The 22,569-nt window shown below is 71.5% G+C and carries 20 protein-coding genes; 11 read left to right on the forward strand and 9 right to left on the reverse strand.

Annotation, left to right across the window (positions count from 1 at the left end):
* The first annotated feature begins 66 nt into the window (after positions 1-66).
* Entirely contained in the window at positions 67-1,677 is a 1,611-nt protein-coding gene (locus K377_RS05320) for a multicopper oxidase family protein (protein WP_111661956.1), read from the forward strand.
* Positions 1,678-1,705: 28 nt separating this feature from the next.
* Here the strand turns inward: K377_RS05320 and K377_RS05325 are convergent, their stop codons facing one another.
* From K377_RS05325 to K377_RS05340, 4 genes are all read right to left on the reverse strand, one after another.
* Positions 1,706-2,929 (reverse strand): MFS transporter, encoded by a 1,224-nt coding sequence (locus tag K377_RS05325; RefSeq protein ID WP_111661957.1) that lies wholly within the window; start codon positions 2,927-2,929, stop codon positions 1,706-1,708.
* 174 nt (positions 2,930-3,103) lie between these two features.
* On the reverse strand, positions 3,104-4,123 hold the full coding sequence (locus tag K377_RS05330; RefSeq protein ID WP_111661958.1) for an endonuclease/exonuclease/phosphatase family protein: 1,020 nt from the start codon (positions 4,121-4,123) through the stop codon (positions 3,104-3,106).
* Positions 4,124-4,357: 234 nt separating this feature from the next.
* Entirely contained in the window at positions 4,358-5,023 is a 666-nt protein-coding gene (locus tag K377_RS05335; protein ID WP_111662194.1) for a TetR/AcrR family transcriptional regulator, read from the reverse strand.
* Positions 5,024-5,076: 53 nt separating this feature from the next.
* Positions 5,077-6,672 (reverse strand): DHA2 family efflux MFS transporter permease subunit, encoded by a 1,596-nt coding sequence (locus tag K377_RS05340; RefSeq protein ID WP_111661959.1) that lies wholly within the window; start codon positions 6,670-6,672, stop codon positions 5,077-5,079.
* 205 nt (positions 6,673-6,877) lie between these two features.
* Between K377_RS05340 and panB the strand changes: the two genes are divergently transcribed.
* The 3 genes from panB to K377_RS05355 all read left to right on the forward strand — a co-directional run bounded on the left by panB (position 6,878) and on the right by K377_RS05355 (position 10,083).
* Positions 6,878-7,759: a 3-methyl-2-oxobutanoate hydroxymethyltransferase gene (gene panB, locus K377_RS05345; RefSeq protein ID WP_111661960.1), complete on the forward strand. Its 882-nt coding sequence runs from the start codon at positions 6,878-6,880 to the stop codon at positions 7,757-7,759.
* A gap of 462 nt (positions 7,760-8,221) precedes the next feature.
* A complete protein-coding gene (locus tag K377_RS05350; protein WP_111661961.1) occupies positions 8,222-9,253 on the forward strand; it encodes an ATP-binding cassette domain-containing protein in 1,032 nt (343 codons plus the stop codon).
* On the forward strand, positions 9,250-10,083 hold the full coding sequence (locus tag K377_RS05355; protein WP_111661962.1) for an ABC transporter permease: 834 nt from the start codon (positions 9,250-9,252) through the stop codon (positions 10,081-10,083). Before K377_RS05350 ends, K377_RS05355 begins: the two co-directional genes overlap by 4 nt.
* A 7-nt stretch (positions 10,084-10,090) precedes the next feature.
* Here the strand turns inward: K377_RS05355 and K377_RS05360 are convergent, their stop codons facing one another.
* Entirely contained in the window at positions 10,091-13,411 is a 3,321-nt protein-coding gene (locus tag K377_RS05360; RefSeq protein ID WP_111661963.1) for a BTAD domain-containing putative transcriptional regulator, read from the reverse strand.
* A 145-nt stretch (positions 13,412-13,556) separates the two neighbouring features.
* On the opposite strand from K377_RS05360, the gene K377_RS05365 reads away from it, so the two are divergent.
* Positions 13,557-14,357: a site-2 protease family protein gene (locus tag K377_RS05365; protein ID WP_111661964.1), complete on the forward strand. Its 801-nt coding sequence runs from the start codon at positions 13,557-13,559 to the stop codon at positions 14,355-14,357.
* A gap of 5 nt (positions 14,358-14,362) precedes the next feature.
* Here the strand turns inward: K377_RS05365 and K377_RS05370 are convergent, their stop codons facing one another.
* Positions 14,363-14,551 carry a hypothetical protein gene (locus tag K377_RS05370; RefSeq protein WP_111661965.1) on the reverse strand — a complete coding sequence of 63 codons (189 nt, stop codon included), beginning with the start codon at positions 14,549-14,551 and terminating at the stop codon, positions 14,363-14,365.
* A 104-nt stretch (positions 14,552-14,655) separates the two neighbouring features.
* A complete protein-coding gene (gene npdG / locus K377_RS05375; RefSeq protein ID WP_111661966.1) occupies positions 14,656-15,381 on the reverse strand; it encodes an NADPH-dependent F420 reductase in 726 nt (241 codons plus the stop codon).
* A 99-nt stretch (positions 15,382-15,480) separates the two neighbouring features.
* Here npdG and K377_RS05380 point away from each other — a divergent pair, with 99 nt between their 5' ends.
* A complete protein-coding gene (locus tag K377_RS05380; protein WP_111661967.1) occupies positions 15,481-16,092 on the forward strand; it encodes a hypothetical protein in 612 nt (203 codons plus the stop codon).
* Between the two features lie 245 nt (positions 16,093-16,337).
* Here the strand turns inward: K377_RS05380 and K377_RS05385 are convergent, their stop codons facing one another.
* Positions 16,338-16,571, reverse strand: a complete 234-nt coding sequence (locus K377_RS05385; protein ID WP_111661968.1) for a hypothetical protein — start codon at positions 16,569-16,571, stop codon at positions 16,338-16,340.
* 67 nt (positions 16,572-16,638) lie between these two features.
* On the opposite strand from K377_RS05385, the gene map reads away from it, so the two are divergent.
* Both map and K377_RS05395 read left to right on the forward strand, forming a co-directional pair.
* Positions 16,639-17,505, forward strand: coding sequence for a type I methionyl aminopeptidase (map, locus tag K377_RS05390; RefSeq protein ID WP_111661969.1), 867 nt, complete (start codon positions 16,639-16,641; stop codon positions 17,503-17,505).
* Positions 17,506-17,677: 172 nt separating this feature from the next.
* Positions 17,678-18,328 (forward strand): heme oxygenase (biliverdin-producing), encoded by a 651-nt coding sequence (locus K377_RS05395; protein WP_111661970.1) that lies wholly within the window; start codon positions 17,678-17,680, stop codon positions 18,326-18,328.
* 47 nt (positions 18,329-18,375) lie between these two features.
* On the opposite strand, the gene K377_RS05400 is transcribed toward K377_RS05395, so the two are convergent.
* Complete coding sequence (locus K377_RS05400; protein WP_111661971.1) at positions 18,376-19,017, reverse strand: PhzF family phenazine biosynthesis protein; 642 nt, start codon at positions 19,015-19,017, stop codon at positions 18,376-18,378.
* Between the two features lie 225 nt (positions 19,018-19,242).
* Between K377_RS05400 and efeO the strand changes: the two genes are divergently transcribed.
* From efeO to efeU, 3 genes are read left to right on the forward strand one after another with little or no spacing between them, the layout of a single operon-like run.
* Complete coding sequence (gene efeO / locus K377_RS05405) at positions 19,243-20,385, forward strand: iron uptake system protein EfeO (protein ID WP_111661972.1); 1,143 nt, start codon at positions 19,243-19,245, stop codon at positions 20,383-20,385.
* A 37-nt stretch (positions 20,386-20,422) separates the two neighbouring features.
* Positions 20,423-21,697, forward strand: coding sequence for an iron uptake transporter deferrochelatase/peroxidase subunit (efeB, locus tag K377_RS05410; protein ID WP_111662195.1), 1,275 nt, complete (start codon positions 20,423-20,425; stop codon positions 21,695-21,697).
* 3 nt (positions 21,698-21,700) lie between these two features.
* The gene (efeU, locus tag K377_RS05415) at positions 21,701-22,546 is read left to right on the forward strand and encodes an iron uptake transporter permease EfeU (protein ID WP_111661973.1); all 846 of its coding nucleotides are present in this window, start codon (positions 21,701-21,703) and stop codon (positions 22,544-22,546) included.
* Positions 22,547-22,569 lie beyond the last annotated feature (23 nt).

A 22,569-nucleotide genomic window follows, 5' to 3' on the forward strand; every position in this document is an offset into this window, starting at 1 on the left:
CCCGTGGCAGCGGACGCGTCCGGCACAGCACGCAGCACGACACCGACATCGAGGTGCGACTCAGTCATGCGCAACATTCCGCGATCCCCCCAGCCCTCCCGGGTCACCCGCCGTACTCTCCTCGGCGCGTCGATCGCCGTGGCCGGTACGGGAGTTCTGGCCGGCTGCTCCGGATCCGGCCAGGACTCCGGGCACGGCAACCACGGCGCCCCGCCCGAGGGCTACGTCGACCCGGCCGGCCCCGAGGTCGCCGCGGCCGAGCGGCGGCGCGGCTCCGGCGGCCAGGTCCGCGAGGTCTCGCTCACGGCCGCCGCGACCCGGCTCGACCTGGGCGGCCGGACCGTCAGGTCGTGGTCGTACGGGGGTGAACTGCCCGGCAAGGAGGTGCGGGTGACCGCGGGCGACACCCTCGCCCTCACCCTCGCCAACCATCTCCCGCAGCCCACGTCCCTGCACTGGCACGGCCTGGCCCTGCGCAACGACATGGACGGCGTCCCCGGCGTCACCCAGCGACCGGTCGCGCCGGACGCCGCGTTCACGTACCGCTTCAAGGTGTCGCACCCGGGCACGTACTGGTTCCACCCGCACTCGGGCACCCAGCAGGACCGCGGCCTGTACGCGCCGCTGATCGTCGACGACCCCGAGGAGCCGCTCTCGTACGACAAGGAGTGGGTGGTCGTCCTCGACGACTGGGTCGACGGCGTGGACGGCTCGACGCCGGACGCCGTCCTGGAGGAGCTGCGCAAGGGCATGAGCCCGGGCGGCCACTCCGGGCACGACATGCCGGGGATGAGCGGCATGTCGATGACGTCCGGGTCGGCCGCCTCCCCCGGCCCCTCAAGCCCGTCCCGGATGATGATGGGCGCGACCAGCGAGCTGCTCGGCGGTGACGCGGGCGACGTGGCCTACCCGTACTACCTCGTCAACGGCCGTACGGCGAAGGCTCCTTCGTCCTTCCGGGCCCGTCCCGGCGACCGCATCAGGATCCGGTTCGTCAACGCGGGCGGCGACACGGCCTTCCGGGTCGCGCTCGGCGGCCACGAGATGACGGTCACGCACACGGACGGCTACCCGGTCCGGCACGCGACGACGGACGCGCTGCTGCTCGGCATGGGCGAGCGCTACGACGTGCTGGTCACGGCGGGCGACGGCGTCTTCCCGCTGACGGCGCTCGCGGAGGGCAAGAAGGCCACGGCGCTCGCGGTGCTGCGCACGGGCGGCGGCGCGGCACCCGCCGCGTCCGTCCGCCCGAAGGAGCTGGAGGGACGCCTGCTCACGGCCGACAAGCTGAGGGCGGCGGACGACGTGGCGCTGTCCGGGCGCGAGCCGGACCGCACGCTGAGGTTCCAGTTGACGGGCGGGATGGCCGCGTACGACTGGGCGTTCGACAAGAAGCCGTACGCGGCGGACCAGCGGCACCCGGTGCGCGCGGGCGAAAGGGTCCGCCTGGTCTTCGCCAACTCCACCTCGATGTGGCACCCGATCCATCTGCACGGCCACACGTTCTCCCTGGCGAACGTGGCGGGCGGCCCGCGCAAGGACACCGCGATCGTGCTGCCGAACGGGACGCTGACGGTGGACCTCGACGCCGACAACCCGGGGTTGTGGATGCTGCACTGCCACAACGTCTACCACTCGGAGGCCGGGATGATGACGGTCCTGGGCTACCGGAGCTGACCCGCGCGCGGCCGGGGCGGGGTCCGCGTCAACCGCGTACGGACTCCGCCTCGGCCGCCGGGGCGGCACTGCCCGCCACCAGGCGTCCGGCCACGTGGGCGGGCTCCCGGCGCCGGTCGACCGCGAAGGCGATCCCGGCCACGGCGAGGCCGAGGACGGCGAGGGCCGCGCCCGCGAGCGCCGGGGAGGTCACGCCGAAGCCCGCGGCCAGGGCCAGGCCGCCGATCCAGGCGCCGCCCGCGTTGGCCAGGTTGAAGGCGCCCTGGTTGGCCGAGGAGGCCAGGGAGGGCGCCGACGCGGCCTTCTCCATGACCATCAGCTGGAGCGGGGAGCCGGTCACGAACGCCGTCAGGCCGAGGAGCAGCACGCCCAGCGGGGCGCTCCACTCGGTGCGCATCAGGAGCGGGAAGAACGCGAGGACCACGCCGAGGGAGGTGAGCCCGCCGAAGAGCGTGGCGCGCAGCGAGTGGTCCGCGAGGCGGCCGCCGAGCAGGTTGCCGATGGTGGCGCCGACGCCGAACAGGGCGAGGAGCAGCGTCACGCTGGAGTCCGCGAAGCCGGCGGCGTCGGTGAGCATCGGCGTGATGTAGCTGTACGCGGCGAAGAGCGCGCCGAATCCGGCGACCGTGGTGCCGAGTGCCAGCCAGACCGGCAGCGACTTCAGGGCCCGCAGTTCGCCGCGGATGCCGGCGCTCGCGCCGTGCCCGTGGTCGGCGGGGACGAGCGCGGCCAGCGTCGCGATGGCGGCCAGGCCGATCGCGCTGACCGCGAGGAACGTGGCGCGCCAGCCGAGCTGCTGCCCCATGGCGGTGGCGACGGGCACGCCGATGACGTTGGCGACGGTCAGGCCGAGGAACATCAGGGAGACCGAGCGGGCCTTGCGTTCGGGAGCCACCAGCGAGGTGGCGACGACCGCGCCGACGCCGAAGAACGCACCGTGCGGCAGGCCGCTGACGAAGCGGGCGGCCATCAGCCAGTGGTAGTCGGGGGCGGCGGCCGACACGGCGTTGCCCGCGACGAACAGCACCATCAGGCCGATCAGGACCCGGCGGCGCGGCATCCGCGCGGTGACCGCGGCGAGCAGCGGGGCGCCGATGACGACGCCGAGCGCGTACGCGGAGACGAGGTGTCCGGCGGTGGGGATGGAGAGGTGCAGGTCGTCGGCGACGTTGGGCAGCAGGCCCATCATCACGAACTCGGTCGTGCCGATGCCGAAGGCGCCCACGGCGAGCGCGAGCAGGGCGAGGGGCATGAAGATCTTCCCGGAGTGCTGGAGTGAGCGGAGTGGCGGTGTGAGCGCGGTGAGCCCAAGGAGAGCGACTCATAAGTTTACTCGCGGAACAAAGCCTGGCGCATCCAGTATTCCGGCAGGTTAAAGCCGTGTGTACGCGACGGTGCGGGGAGACGGACGGGGGCGCGACCTACGTCACATCTGCACGCGCGCGGCGATCGGAAGGTGATCGCTGCCCGTCTGCGGCAGGGTCCACGACGACACCGGCTCGACGCCCTTGACCATGATCTGGTCGATCCGCGCCATCGGGAACGCGGCGGGCCAGCTGAACCCGAAGCCGCTGCCCGCTGCGCCCTGCGTGGAGCGCATCTGGGCGGTGACGGGGCTCAGGGCGCGGTCGTTCATCGTGCCGTTGAGGTCGCCGAGCAGGATGACCTTGCCGAGCGGCTCGTGGGCGATGGCCTCGCCGAGGGCGTCGGCGCTCTTGTCGCGCTCGCTGGCGGTGAACCCGGAGTCGAGCTTGACCCGGACCGACGGCATGTGGGCGACGTACACGGCGACCTTGCCCTCGGGCGTCGCGACCGTGGTGCGCAGCGCGCGCGTCCAGCCCAGCTTGATGTCGACCGGCGAGGTGGCGGAGAGCGGGTACTTGCTCCACAGCCCGACGGTGCCCTCGACCGCGTGGTACGGGTACGTCGACGCGAGCGCCTTCTCGTACGTCGCCACGTCGTCGCTCGCCAGCTCCTCCAGCGCGAGGACCTCGGCGCCCGAAGCGGCGACGTCCTTGGCCGTGCCGGTCGGGTCGGGGTTGTCCGCGTTCACGTTGTGCGTGGCGACCGTGAGGTCGCCGCCGCTCTTCTGCTTGTCGGTGAGCAGCCCGCCGAAGACGCTGAACCACACGATCATCGGGACCAGCACCGCGATCACCGCGGTCGCCGACTTCCGTACGAGGGCGAGGACCAGCAGCACCGGGACGAACAGGCCCAGCCACGGCAGGAAGGTCTCGGTCAGCGAGCCGAGGTTGCCGATGGTGTTGGGGATCTGCGCGTGGAAGAGCATGACCAGGGCGACCAGCACCGCGAGGACAGCCAGCACGATGCCGCGCCGCCAGTAGCCGCGGTCGCGGCGCAGCCGCTCACCGAAGCGCCGCAGCCGGGCACCCGGCCCCTGTCGCCCCGAACCCTCGGCGTCTCCGCCGTCGTACGCCTGCGCCATGCCTTCGTCGCCCTCACTGCCTGCCGTGCCCGCCGTTCTCGCCCGTCCGACCCTAGGCGATGCGCGGCGGCTTTCCGTCCCGTCACACCCTCCAGGGGGTGGTTCGGTGACGTCCGTACTGCCACGAGGACGAGCAAGGCGGCGCGCGAAGTTCCACTCGTGGAGGTTTGTGACGTTCTCTGTGACGAAACCCGCACATTCACCGGCTCCGTTCGAACCACGCGCCGCACGCGCTCAGTTCTCCGCCTTCAGTCCCGCGAGCACGGTATCGACGATGCGTTCGGAGAGGTCGTCGGCCAGCGGCGCGTCGGACCGCATCATGGTGCGCAGCAGCATCGGCCCGGTGAACAGGTCGCCGGACAGCTCGATGTCGATCCCGGCGGGGAGTTCACCGTGGGCGACGCCGCGCCGCAGCACGTCGTACAGGAGGTTGCGCCGGGGTTCCACAACGACCGAGTGGTACGCGTCCCAGAGCTTCGGCAGGGTTTTCATCTGCGCGATGACGTTGTGCAGCAGGGCCGAGGTGCGCAGGTTGAGGCCGCGCCGGCGCATGTGCTCCAGGAGCCGGATCAGGTCGTCGCGGAGCGAGGTGCCGGGCAGCTCGGGGTCGGGCTCCTCGATGGAGGCGACCACGTCGACGAAGAGTTCCTCCTTGCCGGACCAGCGCCGGTAGATGGTGGCCTTGCCGACACCGGCGGTGCGGGCGATGCGCTCGATGGAGAGCTCGGCGAGCGGCACGCCCTCCTCCAGGAGGCGGACGACGCCCTCGACGATGGCCAGTTCGACGGCCTCGCTGCGCGGGCGGCCGCGGGCGGGCGCCGCGGTGTCCGGGACCCGGGAGGCGGGCAGCGGTCGCCGGCCCGCCCGTCCCGCGCCCCGCCCCGTATCGACGCCCTCCATGCTTCCCACGGCTTCCACCTCGCGCATCGTCCGTCCCGCTCCGAGCGATTGTCTCAGCCGCCCGTGCCGACCTTCTCCTGCTCGTCGCTGCGGGCGGTGGGCGCGGCGGGCGTCCGGCCGGGCAGGAAGATGACGGTGACCACGGCGCTCAGCAGCGCGATGGCCGCGCCCCAGAGGGCGGTGACGTGCATGGCGTGCAGGAACGAGTCGTTGGCCGCGCCGACCAGGCTCTGCGCGCGCGGCCCGATCTTCTCGGCGACGCCGAGGGTGGCCTCGATGGAGGCGCCCGCGGTGTCGCGCACCCCGGCCGGGAGCAGCCCCAGCTTGTCCTCTATGCCGTTGCGGTACGTGGTCGAGAGCACGGAGCCGAGGACCGCGATGCCGAGCGCGCCGCCGACCTGCCGGAAGGTGTTGCTCAGCGCGGACGCGGAGCCCGCCTTCTCGCGCGGCAGCGCCTGCATGATGACGACGCTGGTCGGCGTCATCACGTGCGCCATGCCGGTGCCCATGAGGAAGAAGATGACTTCCAGGAGCCAGATCGGGGTGTCGGCGTCGAGGATCGTGAACGCCGCGAGCATTCCGCCGAGCAGCACGAGGCCGCCCGTGGTGGTGGCCTTCACCCCGATCCTGTCGACGACGAGCCGGGCCCGCGGCGCGAAGATCAGCTGGGCCACGGCGAGCGGCAGCATCAGGGCGCCGGTCTGCAGCGGCGAGTACCCGCGCACGCTCTGCGTGTAGAAGACCGAGAAGAACGTGACGCCCATCAGCGCGAAGAAGACCAGCGCGATCGCGGCGATGGCGGCCGAGAAGACCTTGTTCTTGAAGTAGTCGATGTCGATCGACGGGTGGTCACTGCGCTTCTCGTAGAGGACGAACGCGGCGAGGACGACGAGGCCCGCGACGATCGTGGCGATGACCTTGGGGCCGGTGAAGTCGCCCTCGTCGCCGCCCTTGATGATCCCGTAGACCAGCAGCACCAGGCCGACGATGGACAGCACGACGCCGACCAGGTCGATCCGGCCCGGCTTGGGGTCCTTGGAGTCGGGCACGAGCGCGATCATCAGGATCACGGCGAGGATCACGATCGGCACGTTCACCAGGAAGACCGAGCCCCACCAGAAGTGGTCGAGCAGCAGTCCGCCGGTGATCGGCCCGATGGCGATGGCGAGGCCGACGCCGCCGGCCCAGATGCCGATGGCCTTCGGCTGCTCCTCGCGCTCGAAGACGTTCATCAGCACGGCGAGCGTGGCCGGCATCACGAAGGCGGCGCCGAGGCCCATCGCCGCGCGGAACGCGATGAGCTGGGCCGGTGTGCCGGACTCGGCGGCGAGCGCGGAGCCGATGCCGAACACCACGAGTCCGCCGATGAGGACCTTCTTGCGGCCGAGGCGGTCGCCGAGGAGTCCGGCGGTGAACAGCAGCCCCGCGAAGACGAGGGTGTACGCGTTGATCGCCCACTCGAGCTCGCTCTGCGTGGCGCCGAGGCCGGTGGGCGCGGGGGTCGAGATCGTCTTGATCGCGACGTTCAGGATGGAGTTGTCGAGGACGACGATCAGCAGGCTCAGCATGAGCACGCCGAGGATCGCCCAGCGACGGCGATGCACGGCCTCCGGTATCCGGGGAGCCGCGGGAGCGGCAGGAGTGGTCATGTGTACGACCCTAGACTCATTTCGATACGGGACCGTCTCGTATTGAAAGTATTGAGAACATCCGGGCGAATCCCTTACCCGGGCTTTACGCGGAGGAGGGGACTTGCGGCCTCTGGCGCCGGAGCGGCACCGGGTGCCACCATGGAGGTGATCCGGGGACGCCGTCAGGGCGCCTCGAGACGACGGAATTGAAGGAGCGGTTGCGATGACGCAACACACGCCACTCCAGGCTGCCCAGAAGCAGTCCTCCGACAGCAGCAACCCCAAGGCGCTGTACGGAGGCACCAGCAGCCGGCGCATCACGGTGCGCGACATCTCGCTCGCCAAGGAGCGCGGCGAGAAGTGGCCGATGCTGACCGCGTACGACGCGATGACGGCCTCGGTCTTCGACGAGTCGGGCATCCCGGTGATGCTGGTCGGCGACTCGGCGGGCAACTGTCACCTCGGCTACGACACCACGGTCCCGGTGACCCTGGACCAGATGATCATGCTCTCGGCGGCCGTCGTACGCGGCACGTCGCGCGCGATGATCGTGGGCGACCTGCCGTTCGGCTCCTACCAGGAGAGCCCGACGCAGGCGCTGCGGTCGGCGATGCGGCTGGTGAAGGAGGCCGGGGTCGGGGCCGTCAAGCTGGAGGGCGGCGAGCGCTCGCACGCCCAGATCAAGCTCCTCACCGAGGCCGGGATCCCGGTCATGGCGCACATCGGACTCACCCCGCAGTCGGTCAACACGCAGGGGTACCGCGTGCAGGGCCGCGGCGAGGAGGCGGCGCAGCAGCTACTGCGGGACGCGAAGGCGGTGCAGGACGCGGGCGCGTTCGCGGTCGTCCTCGAACTCGTCCCGGCGGAGCTGGCGGCCGAGGTCACGCGCATCCTGCACATTCCCACGGTCGGCATCGGCGCCGGGCCGGAGACGGACGCGCAGGTTCTGGTCTGGACGGACGCGCTCGGGCTCACCGGGGGCAAGATGCCGCGGTTCGTGAAGACGTACGCCAATCTGCGCTCCGTGATGTCGGACGCGGCGAAGGCGTTTGCGGAGGATGTCGTCGGCGGAACGTTCCCTCAGGAGGAGCACTCCGTCCACTGACCCCGCCCCTTTGAGCCATAGCGGCACCAACGCGGCCCGCCGATCTTCCCCCGTCGGCGGGTCGCGGCCGTTTTTGTGGCGGGTGTTCGGCGCGGGGACGCTTGCCGCGCGGGCGTTCGGCGCGGCCTTCGGCCTGCGCACCGGTCGGTACCCACCCGCAGCCACCCGTGCGAGTCCGTTGCCGGCTGCGGGTTTTTTGTGGGGGTTCCCGCCGTCGGCGGCTTCCTGTGACTGGGCAGCAACTCCTCCGGGTGACCACCCGCAGCCGCCGACGGCGAGTACCCCCACGAGAAAACCGGCACCCGACAACGGATCCGCACGGGTGGCTGCGGGTGGGTATCGATGGCCCGGCCGCAGGCCGGGGCGCAGGCCACGGCGTTGGTTCGCGAAGTGTCGGCGACATATCGGTGGCTGTCGGTGGGATGTCGGTGGATTGTCGGTGGGGGGTGACACCTTGAGGGCATGACGCGAAACGACAAGACCCCAGAAGGCGGCCTCCAGGCCCGCCCGGTGGCCGTGTCCGTACGGGGACTGGTCAAGCACTACGGCGAGACCAAGGCCCTGGACGGCGTGGACCTGGATGTGCACGAGGGCACCGTGATGGGTGTCCTCGGGCCGAACGGCGCCGGCAAGACCACCCTCGTACGCTGCCTGTCCACCCTCATCACCCCGGACTCCGGGACGGCCGTGGTCGCCGGGTACGACGCGGTGCGCCAGCCCCGGCAGCTGCGCCGTGTGATCGGCCTCACCGGCCAGTACGCCTCGGTCGACGAGAAGCTCTCCGGCCGCGAGAACCTGTACATGATCGGGCGCCTGCTCGACCTGTCCAAGAAGGAGTCGCGGGCCCGGGCCGACAGCCTGCTGGAGCGCTTCTCCCTGACCGACGCCGCCACCCGCCCCGCGAAGACCTACTCCGGCGGTATGCGCCGCCGCCTCGACCTCGCGGCGTCGATGATCGGCCGCCCGCACGTCCTGTACCTGGACGAGCCGACGACCGGCCTCGACCCCCGTACGCGTAACGAGGTGTGGGACGAGGTCAAGAGCATGGTCCGCGAGGGCGTCACCGTCCTGCTGACCACCCAGTACATGGAGGAGGCCGAGCAGCTGGCCTCCGAGCTGACCGTCATCGACCGCGGCAAGGTCATCGCCGAGGGCGGCATCGAGCAGCTGAAGGCGAAGGTCGGCGGCCGCACCCTGCGCATCCGCCCGGCGGACCCGCTGGAGCTGCGCCCGCTGGCGAACGCCCTGGACGACCTGGGCATCACCGGTATCGCGACCACGACCGTGGACGCCGAGTCCGGCACCGTCCTGGTCCCGATCCTCAGCGACGAGCAGCTGACGGCCGTCGTCGGCGCGGTCACCGCGCGCGGCATCACCATCGGCTCGATCGCCACCGAACTGCCCAGCCTGGACGAGGTGTTCCTCTCCATCACCGGCCAGAAGGCCTCCGCCCCGCAGGACGCCCGGCCCGAACTCGCGGAGGTCGCCGTATGAGTACCGCCACCCTGAACCCCACGGCGCCGACCATCACGGTCGACGCCGACCCCAAGATCGGCCTGCGCGGCCATCTGCGCCACACCGGCGCGCTGATCCGCCGCAATCTGCTGTGGATCAAGCAGGACCCGGAGTCGATGTTCGACGCCATCCTGATGCCGGTCGTCTTCACCCTGCTGTTCGTGTACGTCTTCGGCGGCTCCATCGGCTCCGCGATGGGCGGCGGCCAGGACGCCTACGTCCAGTACGTGATCCCCGGCATGGTCGCCATGATGTCGATGAACATCGCGCAGGGCGTCGGCACGGGCTTCAACGAGGACTTCCAGAAGGGCATCATGGACCGCTTCCGGTCCCTGCCCATCGGCCGCGGCTCCGTGCTGATGGCCAAGGTCGTCGTCGAGATGCTGCGCCTGCTGTGCGCGACCACGGTCCTGATGATCGTCGCGCTGCTCGTCGGCTTCGACATCACCAACTGGGCCGGACTCTTCGGCGCGATCGGTCTGACCGCGCTGTTCGGCTCGTCCCTGATGTGGATCTTCCTGGTGCTCGGCGTGACCATGAAGAGCGCGCAGGCCGTGCAGGCCATGGGCTTCCTGGTGATGATGCCGCTGCAGTTCGGCTCGTCGATCTTCGCGCCCACCCAGTCGATGCCCGGCTGGCTCCAGTCCTTCACGAACTGGAACCCGATCTCGGCGCTCGCGGACACCTGCCGCGCCCTGATGACCGGCGGCCCGGTGGCCCACGACCTGTGGGTGACCCTCGGCTGGACGGCGCTGCTGACCGCGGTCATGGCGCCGGTGGCGATCCGCAAGTTCACCACCAAGAACTGAGAGCCCGTCAGTCAGCCAGTCGGTCGGTCGGTTCGCGTCTCAGCAAGGCGGTGGCCTCCTCCACGGAGAGGCCGCCGCCTTCGGCGTTCTCCCGTGCGTACCGCTCGTCGCCGAGCGACGCGCGTGCGGTGCGCTCGGCCCGCTCCCGCCAGTCCCGCTCCATGACGGCGCGCACATGACCGGACGGCAGCGAGGCGTCGGACGCCCCGATCAGCCGGGCCGCCGTCGCCGCGTCGCCGTCCGCGGCGCGCAGCGTCAGGGCGTTGGCCGCGGTGAGCAGATGGAGCGCCGCCATATGGGGTTCGAGCATCGTCGCCAGCGGGTCGTCGGCGACGTCCAGCGCTTCCCGGGCCTTCACCAGCGCGAGGTCCGCGGAGCCCTCCAGCACGTCGAGCATGGCTTCGAGGCCGGTGAGCACGGCCCGGAAGAACAGCACCTCGGCGACCTTGAACTCCTCGCGCAACTGGTCCAGGAGCTGCCGCGCCTCCGCGGTACGGCCCGTCGTGGCGAGCCGGGTGAGCAGGAACATCCGGGCCGCCGGCCAGGCCTCGTTGTGGTACTTGCGGGCCGGGTCGAGCGTGTCGCGCAGCATCTGCTCGCCGCGCTCCCCCTCCCCCTGCTCGATCAGCACGTTGCCGAGCCGCACCGACAGGATCGCGATCTGGGCGTGGGCGCCCAGGTCCTCGGCGACCCGCTGGGCCCGGACGAAGTCGGCCGCGGCCGCGTCGAACCGGCCCAGCCGCTCGTGCGCCTCGCCGCGCACCGACAGCGCCTCGGCCTTCCCCCACTCGTCGCCGAGCCGGGTGAACAGGTCCAGCGACTCCTCGGCGTCGGCGAGCCCTCTCTCGGCGGTCTCGACGCGGTTGGCCAGCAGGTTGGCGCGCATCTGCAGCATGTGCGCGAGCTCCCACTCGTAGCCGAGGTCGCGGCAGGCGCGGACCGTCCGGTCGCTCAGCTCCGCCATCCGCTCGCCCTGGCCCGACATCAGGACGGCGAAGTACCAGAGGTGCCCCGGAGGGCGGCAGGCCTGCGGCAGGTCGGGGGCGAGGGTGTCGACGATGGTGCGCAGCCGGGCCCTGCCCTCCTCGCCCTGCCACACCTCCAGCTCCATGTCCATGTAGCCGAGCCGGGTCAGGTGCACCTCGCGGCGCGCCTCGTCGAGGAGGTCGCCGGTGAGCGGCGGCGGCACGTCGGTGCAGCGCTGGTGGACCGGCGGGGCGGGGCGCGCGTCCGGGCCGAACGGGTCGGGGCCGAGCGCCGCCGCCTCCATGGTCCAGATCCTCGCGTCGGTGCGCAGGTCGCGCATCATCCAGAACCAGAGCAGGGAGAGCGTCAGGCTGAGCATCTCCTGCTCGTCGCGGGCGCCGGCGGCGCGGCGCAGGGCGGTGCGCAGGTTCTCGTAGTCGCGCTCGATCCGGGCGATGGCCGCGCGCTGGCCCGCGCCGCGCAGCAACGGGTCGGTGGTGCGGGCAAGTTCGCGGTAGTACGTGAGATGGGCGCGCTCGGCGGCGGTGCGGTCGGCGGCCTCGTCGAGCCGGTCGCCCGCGTACTCGGCGACGGTCTCCAGGAGGCGGTAGCGCATCTCGCCGCTGTCGTCGGGGGCGGCGACGACGAGGGACTTGTCGACAAGGGAGGACAGCGTGGACAGCACGTCGGGGGCCTCGGGTCCGCACACGGTCTCGGCGGCGGTGAGGTCGCAGCCGCCGCTGAACACGGAGAGCCGGGCGAGGACGGCGCGCTCGGTGTGGTCGAGCAGGTCCCAGGACCAGTCGACGACGGCGCGCAGGGTCTGCTGGCGGGGCAGGGCGGTGCGGGCGCCGGAGGTGAGCAGCCGGAACCGGTCGTCGAGGCGGTCGGCGATCTGGCGCGGGGTGAGCATCCGCAGCCGGGCCGCGGCGAGTTCGATGGCGAGCGGGAGGCCGTCGAGGCGGCGGCAGATCTCGGTGACGGCCGCCGAGGTCTCCTCGGACTCGTCGACCCGGAACCCCGGGCGGACGGTGGCGCCGCGCTCGCCGAACAGCCGCAGCGCGTACGGCTGCGGCAGGGGTTCGACGGGGTGCAGGATCTCGCCGGGCACGCCGAGGGGTTCGCGGCTGGTGGCGAGCACGGTCAGGCCGGGGCAGCGGGCGAGCAGGTGCTCGGCGAGGGCGGCGGCGGCCTCGATGACGTGTTCGCAGTTGTCGAGTACGAGGATCATGCGGCGGTCGGCGCAGTGCTCCACGAGGCGGACCAGCGGGTCGTCGCCCTGGCGTTCCCCGGCGACGCGCAGTTCCTCGGCGCCGGCGCCGCGCAGCACGGTCTCGCGGGCGCCGAGCGCGCTGACGACGGCCTCCGGGACGGCGGCTGGGTCGCTGACCGGGGCCAGTTCGGCGAGCCAGACGCCGTCCGGGGCCGTGGTCTCGGCGAGGCCCTCGGCGGCTTCCTGGGACAGCCGGGTCTTTCCGGCGCCGCCGGGGCCGAGGAGGGTCAGGAGGCGGGCCCGGGTGAGCTCGGTCCGGATGGCGTCGATGTCGGTGCCGCGGCCGACGAACGAGGTGAGGCGGGCGCGGAGGTTGCCCGGGGTGCGGGGCTCCGCCCGCGCCGGGGCCGGGCCCGTCGGGAGCGCCTGCCCCGCGTCGAGCAGATCGGCGTGCAGGGATCGGAGTTCGGCTCCCGGGTCCGCGCCCAGGCGGTCGGCGAGGGCGCGGCGTATCGCGTCGTACGCGGCCAGCGCCTCGGCGGTGCGGCCCGCGTCGCGCAGGGCGCGCAGGCGCAGCACCTGGAGGGCTTCGTCCAGCGGGTGCGCGTCGCACAGCGCCGTCAGCTCGGGCAGCGCCTCGTCGGCCCGGTCCAGGGCGAGCCAGGCGGCGAGCCGGGTGCGGCGGGCGTCCAGGTGGCGGGTGTCCCAGCGGGCCGCCTCGCCCACCCGGTCGGGCAGGTCGGCGAGGGCGGGCCCGCGCCACAGCCCGAGCGCTTGGTCGAGCAGCTCGGCGGCCTTGGCCGGGTTGCCGTCGGCGAGGCCTCGGACGCCGTCGGCGGTCAGCCGCTCGAAGCGGAACAGGTCGATGTCGTCCGCGACGGCCGCGAGCCGGTAGCCGCCCTCGTCGGAGGCGACGGCCCCGGCGCCGAGCACCCGGCGCAGCCGTCCCACGAGCGCCTGGAGCGCGCCCTGCGCGTCGGCGGGCGGCTCGGCGCCCCACACCTCGTCGACGAGCGCGGCCACCGGCACGGTCCGGCCGGGCCGCAGGGCGAGCACGGTGAGCAGGGCACGCAGCCGCGCCCCGCCGACGGGGACGGCCGTGCCGTCGTCGCGGAGTGCCTGAGTGGTGCCGAGGAGCGAGAAGCGCACCGGCCCATTGTCCCCGCCCGCGCGGGAACCGGCTGCCGGGTCCGCTCAGAGCGTCGGAACCATCGCGCCCGCGCGACACGTTTCCCCACCGGGCGGGTACGTTCATGCACGCCCCCCGCCACCGGACCCGGGAGTTTTCGTCCTCATGAGCACCGCCACATCCCGACGAGGCGACAGCAGGATCAGCCCCGTCTTCCTCGGCATCGCCGCGATCACGGCCGTGGCCGGCTGGGCGGTGTGGACGGACTTCGCCTCGCAGCCCGGCTTCGCGGTCTTCCTGTTCGTGACGGGCGCGTGGATCGTCTCGCTCTGCCTGCACGAGTACGCGCACGCCCGCACCGCCCTGCACAGCGGCGACATCTCGATCGGCGCGAAGGGCTATCTGACCCTGAACCCGCTGAAGTACACGCACGCGCTGCTCAGCATCGTGCTGCCGGTCCTCTTCGTGATCATGGGCGGGATCGGTCTGCCCGGCGGCGCCGTCTTCATCGAGCGGGGCCGTATCCAGGGCCGCTGGAAGCACAGCCTGATCTCCGCGGCGGGCCCGCTGACGAACGTGCTGTTCGCGATCGTCTGCACCGCGCCGTTCTGGCTGGACCTGCTGGACGGCGTGCCGGACACCTTCCGCTACGCGCTGGCCTTCCTGGCGCTGCTCCAGGTGACGGCGGCGATCCTGAACTTCCTGCCGGTGCCGGGCCTCGACGGCTACGGCGTCATCGAGCCCTGGCTGTCGTACAAGGTGAAGCGGCAGGTGGAGCCGTTCGCGCAGTTCGGCCTGATCGCGGTGTTCGCGCTGCTGTGGATCCCCGAGGTGAACCGCGTGTTCTTCGACGTGGTGGACGCGCTGCTGCGCGCGCTCGGGGTGCACGACTGGGACACGTACTGGGGTCAGCGCTTCTACCGCTTCTGGGAGGGCACTCCCGAGATCCCCGTGATCAGCCAGTAGCGGGTTCAGGCGGTGGGGGCGCTCTGGGCCTTCTCGGCCTTGGCCTTGCGGGCGTAGAACCAGGTCATGTTCGACGTGATGCCCGCGATGAGCACCCACACGATCCCGAGGAAGCTGCCCTCGACGAAGGACACCACGGCGGCCACGACGGCGAGCAGGCAGACGACGAGAGCGAAGAGTGCGATGCGGGGCATGGGGTCGGCTCCAATACACGGCTGGTGTTCGCCGACCAGTGTCCCCCATGCCCCGCCCGCGCCCGAAGGCGACCCGTACAACCCGATACGGGGTTATCCGGTGGTTATACGTCCGTGACGCGCAGGCCCGCGTGCGCCTTGTAGCGGCGGTTGGTGGAGATCAGGTTCGCGACCAGGGATTCCACCTGGTGGGCGTTGCGCAGGCGGCCCGCGAAGACGCCGCGCATGCCCGGGACGCGGCCGGCCAGCGCCTGCACCGCGTCGGTGTCGGCGCGGCTCTCGCCGAGCACCATCACGTCGGTGTCGATCTCGTCGATCTCCGGGTCGGCGAGCAGCACCGCGGACAGGTGGTGGAAGGCGGCGGTGACCCGGGAGTCCGGGAGCAGGGCGGCGGCCTGCTCGGCGGCGCTGCCCTCCTCCGGCTTCAGGGCGTAGGCGCCCTTCTTGTCGAAGCCCAGCGGGTTGACGCAGTCGACGACGAGCTTGCCGGCGAGGTCCTCGCGGAGCGCTTCGAGGGTGGCCCCGTGGCCGTCCCACGGCACGGCGACGATCACGATGTCGCTGCGCCGGGCGCACTCGGCGTTGTCGGCGCCCTCGATGCCGAGGCCGTGCTCGTTGAGTTCGTCCGCGGCGGCCTGCGCGCGCTCGGCGGCGCGGGAGCCGAGGATCACCTTCTGGCCGGCCCGCGCGAACCGGTAGGCGAGGCCCTTGCCCTGCGGTCCGGTGCCGCCGAGCACGCCGACGACGAGGCCGGACACGTCGGGCAGGTCCCAGGGGTCCTTGGCCGGGGCCTTCGGGGCGGGCTGTGCGCTGTCATCACTGGTAGTCATGGAGCGACCTTACTCAGAGGTACCGGGCGGCGACCCGTACGGGCGGTCTTGCCGCGAACCTCACATCGGGGCCGGGTTCTTGGGGCAGCATGCGGGCCCATGGACGCCGTACGAGTAGCGCTGCTGCGCGAGGTTCTCGCCGGCACCGAGTGGCCGGCCGCCACCCGTCGCTTCGCCGGGGCGCTGCGGTCCTCGGTGGGGGCGCACGGGGGTGGGCTGCTGCTGGTCGGCACCGAGGAGTACGAGCCCTGGCACCTGGCCGCCCATCTGGTCGACGAGGCCGCCTGGTCGGGCACGCCGGAGCTGTCGCCGACCCTTGTGCGGCACGCCGCGCGTCCCGGTGATCCGGCTCATCTCGCCGTCGGGCTCGGGCGGCTCGCGGCGGCTCGGCGCGGGGAGACGTTGCTGGTGGTGACGCCGGACGCCGTGGGGGCTCCGCTGCTGGAACGGGTGCATGACGCTCGGCGGGCCGGGGCGACCGTGCTGGCGCTGGACGGGCAGGTCGCCGGTAACGGGGATCTGCGGGCGCTGGCGCATGATGCGCTGGCCGTGCCCGGGGGGACCGATCTGGATCTGGACACGGTGCAGCATCTGGTGAGTGCGGCGGCCGGGGAGAACGCGGGGGGTGCTGCGCGGGGGCGACGCTCTTTCCGGGACCGGTTGTCGCGGCTGGCGGACCATCTGACGGCGCCGCCGCCTGCTCGGTGGTAGTTCTTCGGCTGCGGGCCGGTGGGGGCTGGTCGCGCAGTTCCCCGCGCCCCTGGGCCGTCCTTCGCCCGCGGGCCGGTGGGGGCTGGTCGCGCAGTTCCCCGCGCCCCTGAAGGCTGCGCTTCGCGCGCCTTCCCCTTGAGGCTGCGGCTCTGCCGCGCCTCTAGTGATGAGATGGCGCACGAAGTGCGCATCTCAGGGGCGCGGGGAACTGCGCGACCGGCCACGACGGCGCCGCAGATGGGGGACTACGTCTTGTCGGTGTCGCCGGAGGCGCCCGCGTCATGCCACTTGGGGTCGTTCTCCCATTCGAGGTTGCGCTCCTGCGCGGTCTGCATGGCGTGCTCGGCCTCGGCGCGGGACGCGTACGGGCCGAAACGGTCCTTGGCGGGGCAGTCAGGGCCCTCCTCGACCTTGTGGTGCTCCAGGCAGTAGTACCACTCGCCCGGCTTGCCCACGGTCCGCTTCTTGAACAGGGCCATGTCCGACTCCTCTCCTCGGGGCGCTCAGGGCCATGCTCCCCCAGTCCCGCTCGTTACACTCGCTGGCATGTCTGGCCAGTCGCAGTCGTCGCTGCTTGTACCCGGGGAACTCTCCCCCACCCGTCATGTGCCCGGGAACATCCGGCGCCCCGAGTACGTCGGCAAGCCCGCGCCGACCCCGTACAAGGGCCCGGAGGTGCAGACGCCGGAGACGATCGAGGCGATGCGGACCGCCGGGCGGATCGCGGCGCAGGCGATGGAGGAGGCGGCGAAGGCGATCGCGCCGGGCGTCACCACCGACGAGCTGGACCGCATCGCGCACGCCTACATGTGCGACCACGGCGCCTACCCGTCCACGCTCGGCTACCGCGGCTTCCCCAAGTCGCTGTGCACGAGCGTCAACGAGGTCATCTGCCACGGCATCCCGGACTCCACGGTGCTGCGCGACGGCGACATCATCAACCTGGACGTGACGGCGTACATCGGCGGTGTGCACGGCGACAACAACGCCACGTACCTCGTCGGCGACGTGGACGAGGAGTCCCGGCTGCTCGTCGAGCGGACCCGTGAGTCACTGAACCGGGCGATCAAGGCCGTGAAGCCCGGCCGCCAGATCAACATCATCGGCCGGGTCATCGAGTCGTACGCCAAGCGCTTCGGCTACGGGGTCGTGCGCGACTTCACCGGGCACGGCATCAACTCGTCGTTCCACAGCGGCCTGATCATCCCGCACTACGACAGCCCGCACGCCACGACCGTGATCCAGCCCGGCATGACGTTCACCATCGAGCCGATGCTGACGCTCGGCACGCACGAGTACGACATGTGGGACGACGGGTGGACCGTCGTGACCAAGGACCGCAAGCGGACCGCCCAGTTCGAGCACACGCTCGTCGTCACGGAGACCGGCACGGAGATCCTCACCCTGCCGTAACCCGGAGCCGCCGCCCTCTATCAGCCCGTCCCGTTTCCGGGGCGGGCTTTCTCGTTGCCGTTCGCCCGTTCGGGAAAGCGGGTACTTTTTTACCGACAGCCCGTCGGGAAAGCCGAAAACAGTGCTACCTTAGGCAAGGCTAACCTTACTAACATTCTTCGGCGGAGGCCTCATGGACACCCCGTTCTCCACCCTGATCCGTACCGCCTCGCACGAGCAGCACACCGAGGCCGAGACGTCGACCTTCATGAGCGACCTGCTCGGCGGGACGCTCGGCGTGGACGCCTACACGCGGTACACGGAGCAACTGTGGTTCGTCTACAGGGCACTTGAGGACGGCATGGAGCAGCTCGCCGCCGATCCGGTCGCGGGCCCCTTCATACAGGCCGAGCTGGCCCGCGTGCCCGAGCTGGAGCGCGACCTCGCGCATCTGCGGGGGGCCGACTGGCGCGAGCGGGTCACCGCCCTTCCGGCGACCGAGGCGTACGCGGCCCGGATCGCGGAGTGCGCGCGGGAGTGGCCGGCCGGATATGTGGCGCACCACTACACCCGGTACCTGGGCGATCTGTCCGGCGGACAGATCATCCGCGACAAGGCGGAGAAGACCTGGGGGTTCGCACGCAAGGGCGACGGGGTGCGGTTCTACGTCTTCGAGGGGGTGCAGAATCCGGCGGCGTTCAAGCGGCGGTACCGCGAGTTGCTCGATGCCATCGCCGTGGACGAGCTGGAGCAGCAGCGGGTCGTCGCCGAGTGCAAGCGGGCGTTCTCTTTGAACACCGCGGTGTTCGCTGCGCTCGGCGAGGAGTTCTCGCGCGCGGCGTGATGTGGGGTGCGGCGGGGCCGCGGGGCTCCGCCCCGCACCCCGGGGGCTTACCCCAGCCGCACCCGGCCGCCCACCTCCACGAAGCCCCCGGGCTGGGGTGCCGTAAGGAGCTGCGACCCCGCGCCCTGGCGGATGTTGAGGGCCCGGCCGAGTCGGGCCGTGAGGAGGAGGGCCGCGGCGCCCGTCGCCTCGTCCTCCGTGATGCCGTCGCCGCGGCCGGGGAAGCCGCGGGCCCTGACGCGGCCCGCCGCTTCGTCCTCCCAGGCCCAGGCGTAGATCCACTCGCCCTCGGGCGGGACGGGAAGCGCGTCCACCTCGGCCGCCGACGCGTACTGACGCAGCGTGCGCGGCGGGGCCCAGTCCGCGTGGGCCTCGATCCAGCTGAACTCGCCGTCCAGGCGGGCCCCGACGACGCCGGCCGGGACGACCAGTTCGGGCACGTCGAGCAGCCAGGCGGCGCCGACGCACGGATAGCCGGCGAACGGCAGGCGGACCGAGGGGGTGCAGATGTCGATGACGCCGCGCTCGGGGTCGTCGACGAAGACGGTCTCGCTGAAGCCCAGCTTGGCCGCGAACAGCAGGCGCTCGTCCGGGTCGGGAATCCGGGAGCCGTCGCGCACGACCCCGAGCTCGTTGCCGTGCCGGCCGTCGGGGCCGCAGAAGACGGACAGGACGTCGTACTCGTTCATGTCGGCAGTGAACCACGAAGCACCCGACGGCCCAACCGGCCCCGCTTGACCGCCTCTTGACTCTTCTCTGGGTCGCCCATGGGTCGCTTGTATCCGCACCGCGACCAGCGGGTTTCCATGAGAGGTGAATCACGACAGAAGGGGGTAGCACTTAGGCAAGCCTCATATAAGTTAGGGCCGCCTTAGTCGAGCTGTGCACTATCTGTACGCCCCCTTGGAGCCCGCATGCGAGCCGTCCGTTTCTCCGTCACCACCGCCGTCGCCACGGTGGCGGCCCTGACCGTCATCACGGGCTGCACCGAGAAGAGCGACGCCAAGGGCGGCGGTTCCGGTGCGATCCGGGTGACCGCGACCGACGATGGCTGCAAGGTGTCGAAGACCGAGTTCCCGGCCGGGCACGTCGAGCTGGCGGTCGAGAACAAGGGCTCGCGGGTCACCGAGGTGGAGATCCTCTTCCCCGACGACCGCATCGTCTCTGAGCGCGAGAACATCGGCCCCGGCACCAAGCACACCCTGACCGCCGAGGTGAAGAGCGGCGACTACCGCATCGCCTGCATCCCCGGCATGAAGGGCAAGGGCCACCGGCAGGACGTGAAGGCCACCGGCGGCAAGGCCGCCAAGCGCGACCCGCGCCTGGACAAGGCCGTCGCCGGCTACCGCCAGTACGCGCAGGAGCAGGCCGACCAGACGCTGCCGAAGGTGAAGGTCTTCACCGACGCCGTGCGCGCGGGCGACCTCGACGCCGCGAAGAAGGCGTACGCCCCCTCGCGCATCGGCTGGGAGCGCACCGAGCCGGTCGCCGAGTCGTTCGGCGACATCGACCCGAAGACCGACACCCGCGCCGACGGCCTCGAAGAGGGCCAGAAGTGGACCGGCTGGCACCGCCTGGAGAAGGCGCTGTGGAAGGACAAGAAGATCGGCGCGGCCGAGAAGACCCTCGCCACGCAGCTCGACAAGGACCTCACCGACTGGCAGCAGCGCGTCGGCAAGGCCGAGATCACCCCCACCTCCATGGCCAACGGCGCCAAGGAACTCCTCGACGAGGTCGCCACCGGCAAGGTCACCGGCGAGGAGGAGCGCTACTCGCACACCGACCTGGTCGACTTCAAGGCCAACGTCGAGGGCGCGGAGCAGGCGTACACCCTGCTGAAGCCGGTCGCCTCGGAGAACGACGCGGCGCTCACCAAGGAACTCGACAAGCAGTTCGCCGCGCTGGACACGCTGCTCGACAAGTACCGCAAGGACAAGACCGGTTACGACTTCACGTCCTACGACAAGGTCGGCAAGGCCCAGCAGAAGGAGCTGTCCGACGCGGTGAACGCGCTGGCCGAGCCGCTGTCGAAGCTGGCCGCAGCGGTCGTGAAGTAACCGGGAAGTGAACGAGAAGACCACCGAGGAGCCCGCCATGACGGACAACTCCCCTGCCCCGTCCCGGCGTTCACTGCTCGCTGTCGGCGGCGCCGGGCTCGCGCTCGGGGCCGCCGCGGCGGGCGGCGCCGTCGCGCTGGCCCGGTCCGACGACGGCGCCGACATGCAGCCCGCCGCCGAGTCGGGCGGCGCCGTGCCCTTCCACGGCGCGCACCAGGCGGGCATCGCCACGGCCGTCCAGGACCGGCTGCACTTCGCCGCGTTCGACGTGAAGACGGAGGACCGCGAGGAGTTCGTCCAGTTGCTGAAGGACTGGACGAAGGCCGCCGCCCTGATGGCCGAGGGGCGGCCGGTCGGCGAGGGCGCGTTCGGCGGGCTCGCCGAGGCGCCCCCGGACGACACGGGCGAGGCGCTCGGCCTCAAGCCGTCGCGGCTCACCCTGACCATCGGTTTCGGGCCCTCCCTCTTCGAGAAGTACGGGAAAGCGTTCGGGATCGCGGACCGGCGGCCCGCCGCGCTGGTCGAGCTGCCCAGGTTCCCCGGCGACAACCTGGAGAGGACCCGCAGCGGCGGTGACCTGTGCGTGCAGGCCTGCGCCGACGATCCGCAGGTCGCGGTGCACGCGATCCGCAATCTGGCCCGCATCGGCTTCGGCAAGGTCGCCATCCGCTGGTCGCAGTTGGGCTTCGGCAAGACGTCCTCGACGACGCCGGACGCGCAGACCCCCCGTAACCTCATGGGCTTCAAGGACGGCACCCGCAACATCGCGGGGACCGACACGGCCCGGCTCGACCGGCACGTGTGGGTCACCGACAAGGACACCGGCAAGGACGCTGCCTGGATGGCGGGCGGCTCCTACCTCGTCGCCCGCCGCATCCGCATGAACATCGAGACGTGGGACCGCACCTCGCTCCAGGAGCAGGAGGACGTCTTCGGCCGGGACAAGGGCGAGGGCGCGCCGGTCGGGAAGGCCAAGGAGCGCGACGAGCCGTTCCTGAAGGCGATGAAGCCGGACGCGCACGTACGCCTCGCGCATCCGGACTCCAACGACGGGGCGACGATCCTGCGCCGGGGCTACTCGTTCACCGACGGCACGGACGGGCTCGGCCGGCTCGACGCGGGGCTGTTCTTCCTCGCGTACCAGAAGGACGTGCGCAAGGGGTTCATCCCCGTGCAGCGCGCGCTCTCGGCGCACGACGCGCTGAACGAGTACATCCAGCACGTGGGATCCGCGGTGTTCGCGGTGCCGCCGGGCGTGCGGGACGCGAGTGACTGGTGGGGCCGCGGCCTCTTCGCAGCGAAGGACGTGTGACGGATGTTCGCGAACTATCTGATCGGGCTGCGCGAGGGCCTGGAGGCCAGCCTCATCGTCTGCATCCTCGTCGCCTACCTGGTGAAGACGGACCGCAGGGACGCGCTGAAGCCGGTGTGGCTGGGCGTCGGCGCCGCCGTGTTCCTGGCGCTGGCGTTCGGCGCGGGCCTGGAGTTCGGCTCGCAGGAGATGACGTTCAAGGCGCAGGAGGCGCTCGGCGGCTCGCTGTCGATCGTCGCCGTGGGCCTGGTGACGTGGATGGTGTTCTGGATGCGGCGCACCGCCCGGCATCTGAAGACCGAGTTGCAGGGCAAGCTGGACTCGGCGCTGCGCATGGGCACGGCGGCGCTGGTCGTCACCGCGTTCCTCGCGGTGGGCCGGGAGGGCCTGGAGACCTCGCTCTTCGTGTGGACGGCCGTGCACGCCACCAGCGACGGCACGACGGAACCGGTGATCGGCGCGCTGCTCGGCCTGGCCACCGCGGTGGTGCTCGGCTGGCTGTTCTACCGGGGCGCGGTGCGCATCAACCTGGCGAAGTTCTTCACGTGGACCGGCGGCATGCTCGTCGTCGTCGCCGCGGGGGTCCTCGCGTACGGCGTCCACGACCTCCAGGAGGCCGACTTCATCGGCGGGCTGAACTCCCTGGCCTTCGACATCAGCTCGACGATCGCGCCCGACGGCTGGCTCGGCACCCTCCTCAAGGGCGTCTTCAACTTCCAGCCCGACCCCACGGTCCTGCAAGTCGTCGTCTGGTGCCTGTACTTGATCCCGACGATGGCATTCTTCCTCGGCTTCACGGTCCGGCGCTCCGAGAGGGCCGGGGCAGTGGAGGCTTCCTCTTCCCGGTAGGGTTCGGCCCCGTGAAGGGGCAG

Source organism: Streptomyces sp. PsTaAH-137 (genome assembly GCF_003259365.1).
Taxonomy (GTDB): domain Bacteria; phylum Actinomycetota; class Actinomycetes; order Streptomycetales; family Streptomycetaceae; genus Streptomyces.

What these genes read in the sequence shown, in the direction of transcription:
- K377_RS05330 (WP_111661958.1), bottom strand. Translation starts at nt 4,123, where the DNA reads ATGGCGCAGGCGTACGACGGCGGAGACGCCGAGGGTTCGGGGCGACAG.
- efeB (WP_111662195.1), top strand. Translation starts at nt 20,423, where the DNA reads ATGACGGACAACTCCCCTGCCCCGTCCCGGCGTTCACTGCTCGCTGTC.
- K377_RS05340 (WP_111661959.1), bottom strand. Translation starts at nt 6,672, where the DNA reads ATGACCACTCCTGCCGCTCCCGCGGCTCCCCGGATACCGGAGGCCGTG.
- efeU (WP_111661973.1), top strand. Translation starts at nt 21,701, where the DNA reads ATGTTCGCGAACTATCTGATCGGGCTGCGCGAGGGCCTGGAGGCCAGC.
- npdG (WP_111661966.1), bottom strand. Translation starts at nt 15,381, where the DNA reads ATGACTACCAGTGATGACAGCGCACAGCCCGCCCCGAAGGCCCCGGCC.
- map (WP_111661969.1), top strand. Translation starts at nt 16,639, where the DNA reads ATGTCTGGCCAGTCGCAGTCGTCGCTGCTTGTACCCGGGGAACTCTCC.
- K377_RS05395 (WP_111661970.1), top strand. Translation starts at nt 17,678, where the DNA reads ATGGACACCCCGTTCTCCACCCTGATCCGTACCGCCTCGCACGAGCAG.
- K377_RS05400 (WP_111661971.1), bottom strand. Translation starts at nt 19,017, where the DNA reads ATGAACGAGTACGACGTCCTGTCCGTCTTCTGCGGCCCCGACGGCCGG.
- K377_RS05355 (WP_111661962.1), top strand. Translation starts at nt 9,250, where the DNA reads ATGAGTACCGCCACCCTGAACCCCACGGCGCCGACCATCACGGTCGAC.
- K377_RS05325 (WP_111661957.1), bottom strand. Translation starts at nt 2,929, where the DNA reads ATGCCCCTCGCCCTGCTCGCGCTCGCCGTGGGCGCCTTCGGCATCGGC.
- K377_RS05370 (WP_111661965.1), bottom strand. Translation starts at nt 14,551, where the DNA reads ATGCCCCGCATCGCACTCTTCGCTCTCGTCGTCTGCCTGCTCGCCGTC.
- K377_RS05365 (WP_111661964.1), top strand. Translation starts at nt 13,557, where the DNA reads ATGAGCACCGCCACATCCCGACGAGGCGACAGCAGGATCAGCCCCGTC.
- panB (WP_111661960.1), top strand. Translation starts at nt 6,878, where the DNA reads ATGACGCAACACACGCCACTCCAGGCTGCCCAGAAGCAGTCCTCCGAC.
- K377_RS05380 (WP_111661967.1), top strand. Translation starts at nt 15,481, where the DNA reads ATGGACGCCGTACGAGTAGCGCTGCTGCGCGAGGTTCTCGCCGGCACC.
- efeO (WP_111661972.1), top strand. Translation starts at nt 19,243, where the DNA reads ATGCGAGCCGTCCGTTTCTCCGTCACCACCGCCGTCGCCACGGTGGCG.
- K377_RS05320 (WP_111661956.1), top strand. Translation starts at nt 67, where the DNA reads ATGCGCAACATTCCGCGATCCCCCCAGCCCTCCCGGGTCACCCGCCGT.
- K377_RS05385 (WP_111661968.1), bottom strand. Translation starts at nt 16,571, where the DNA reads ATGGCCCTGTTCAAGAAGCGGACCGTGGGCAAGCCGGGCGAGTGGTAC.
- K377_RS05350 (WP_111661961.1), top strand. Translation starts at nt 8,222, where the DNA reads ATGACGCGAAACGACAAGACCCCAGAAGGCGGCCTCCAGGCCCGCCCG.
- K377_RS05335 (WP_111662194.1), bottom strand. Translation starts at nt 5,023, where the DNA reads ATGGAGGGCGTCGATACGGGGCGGGGCGCGGGACGGGCGGGCCGGCGA.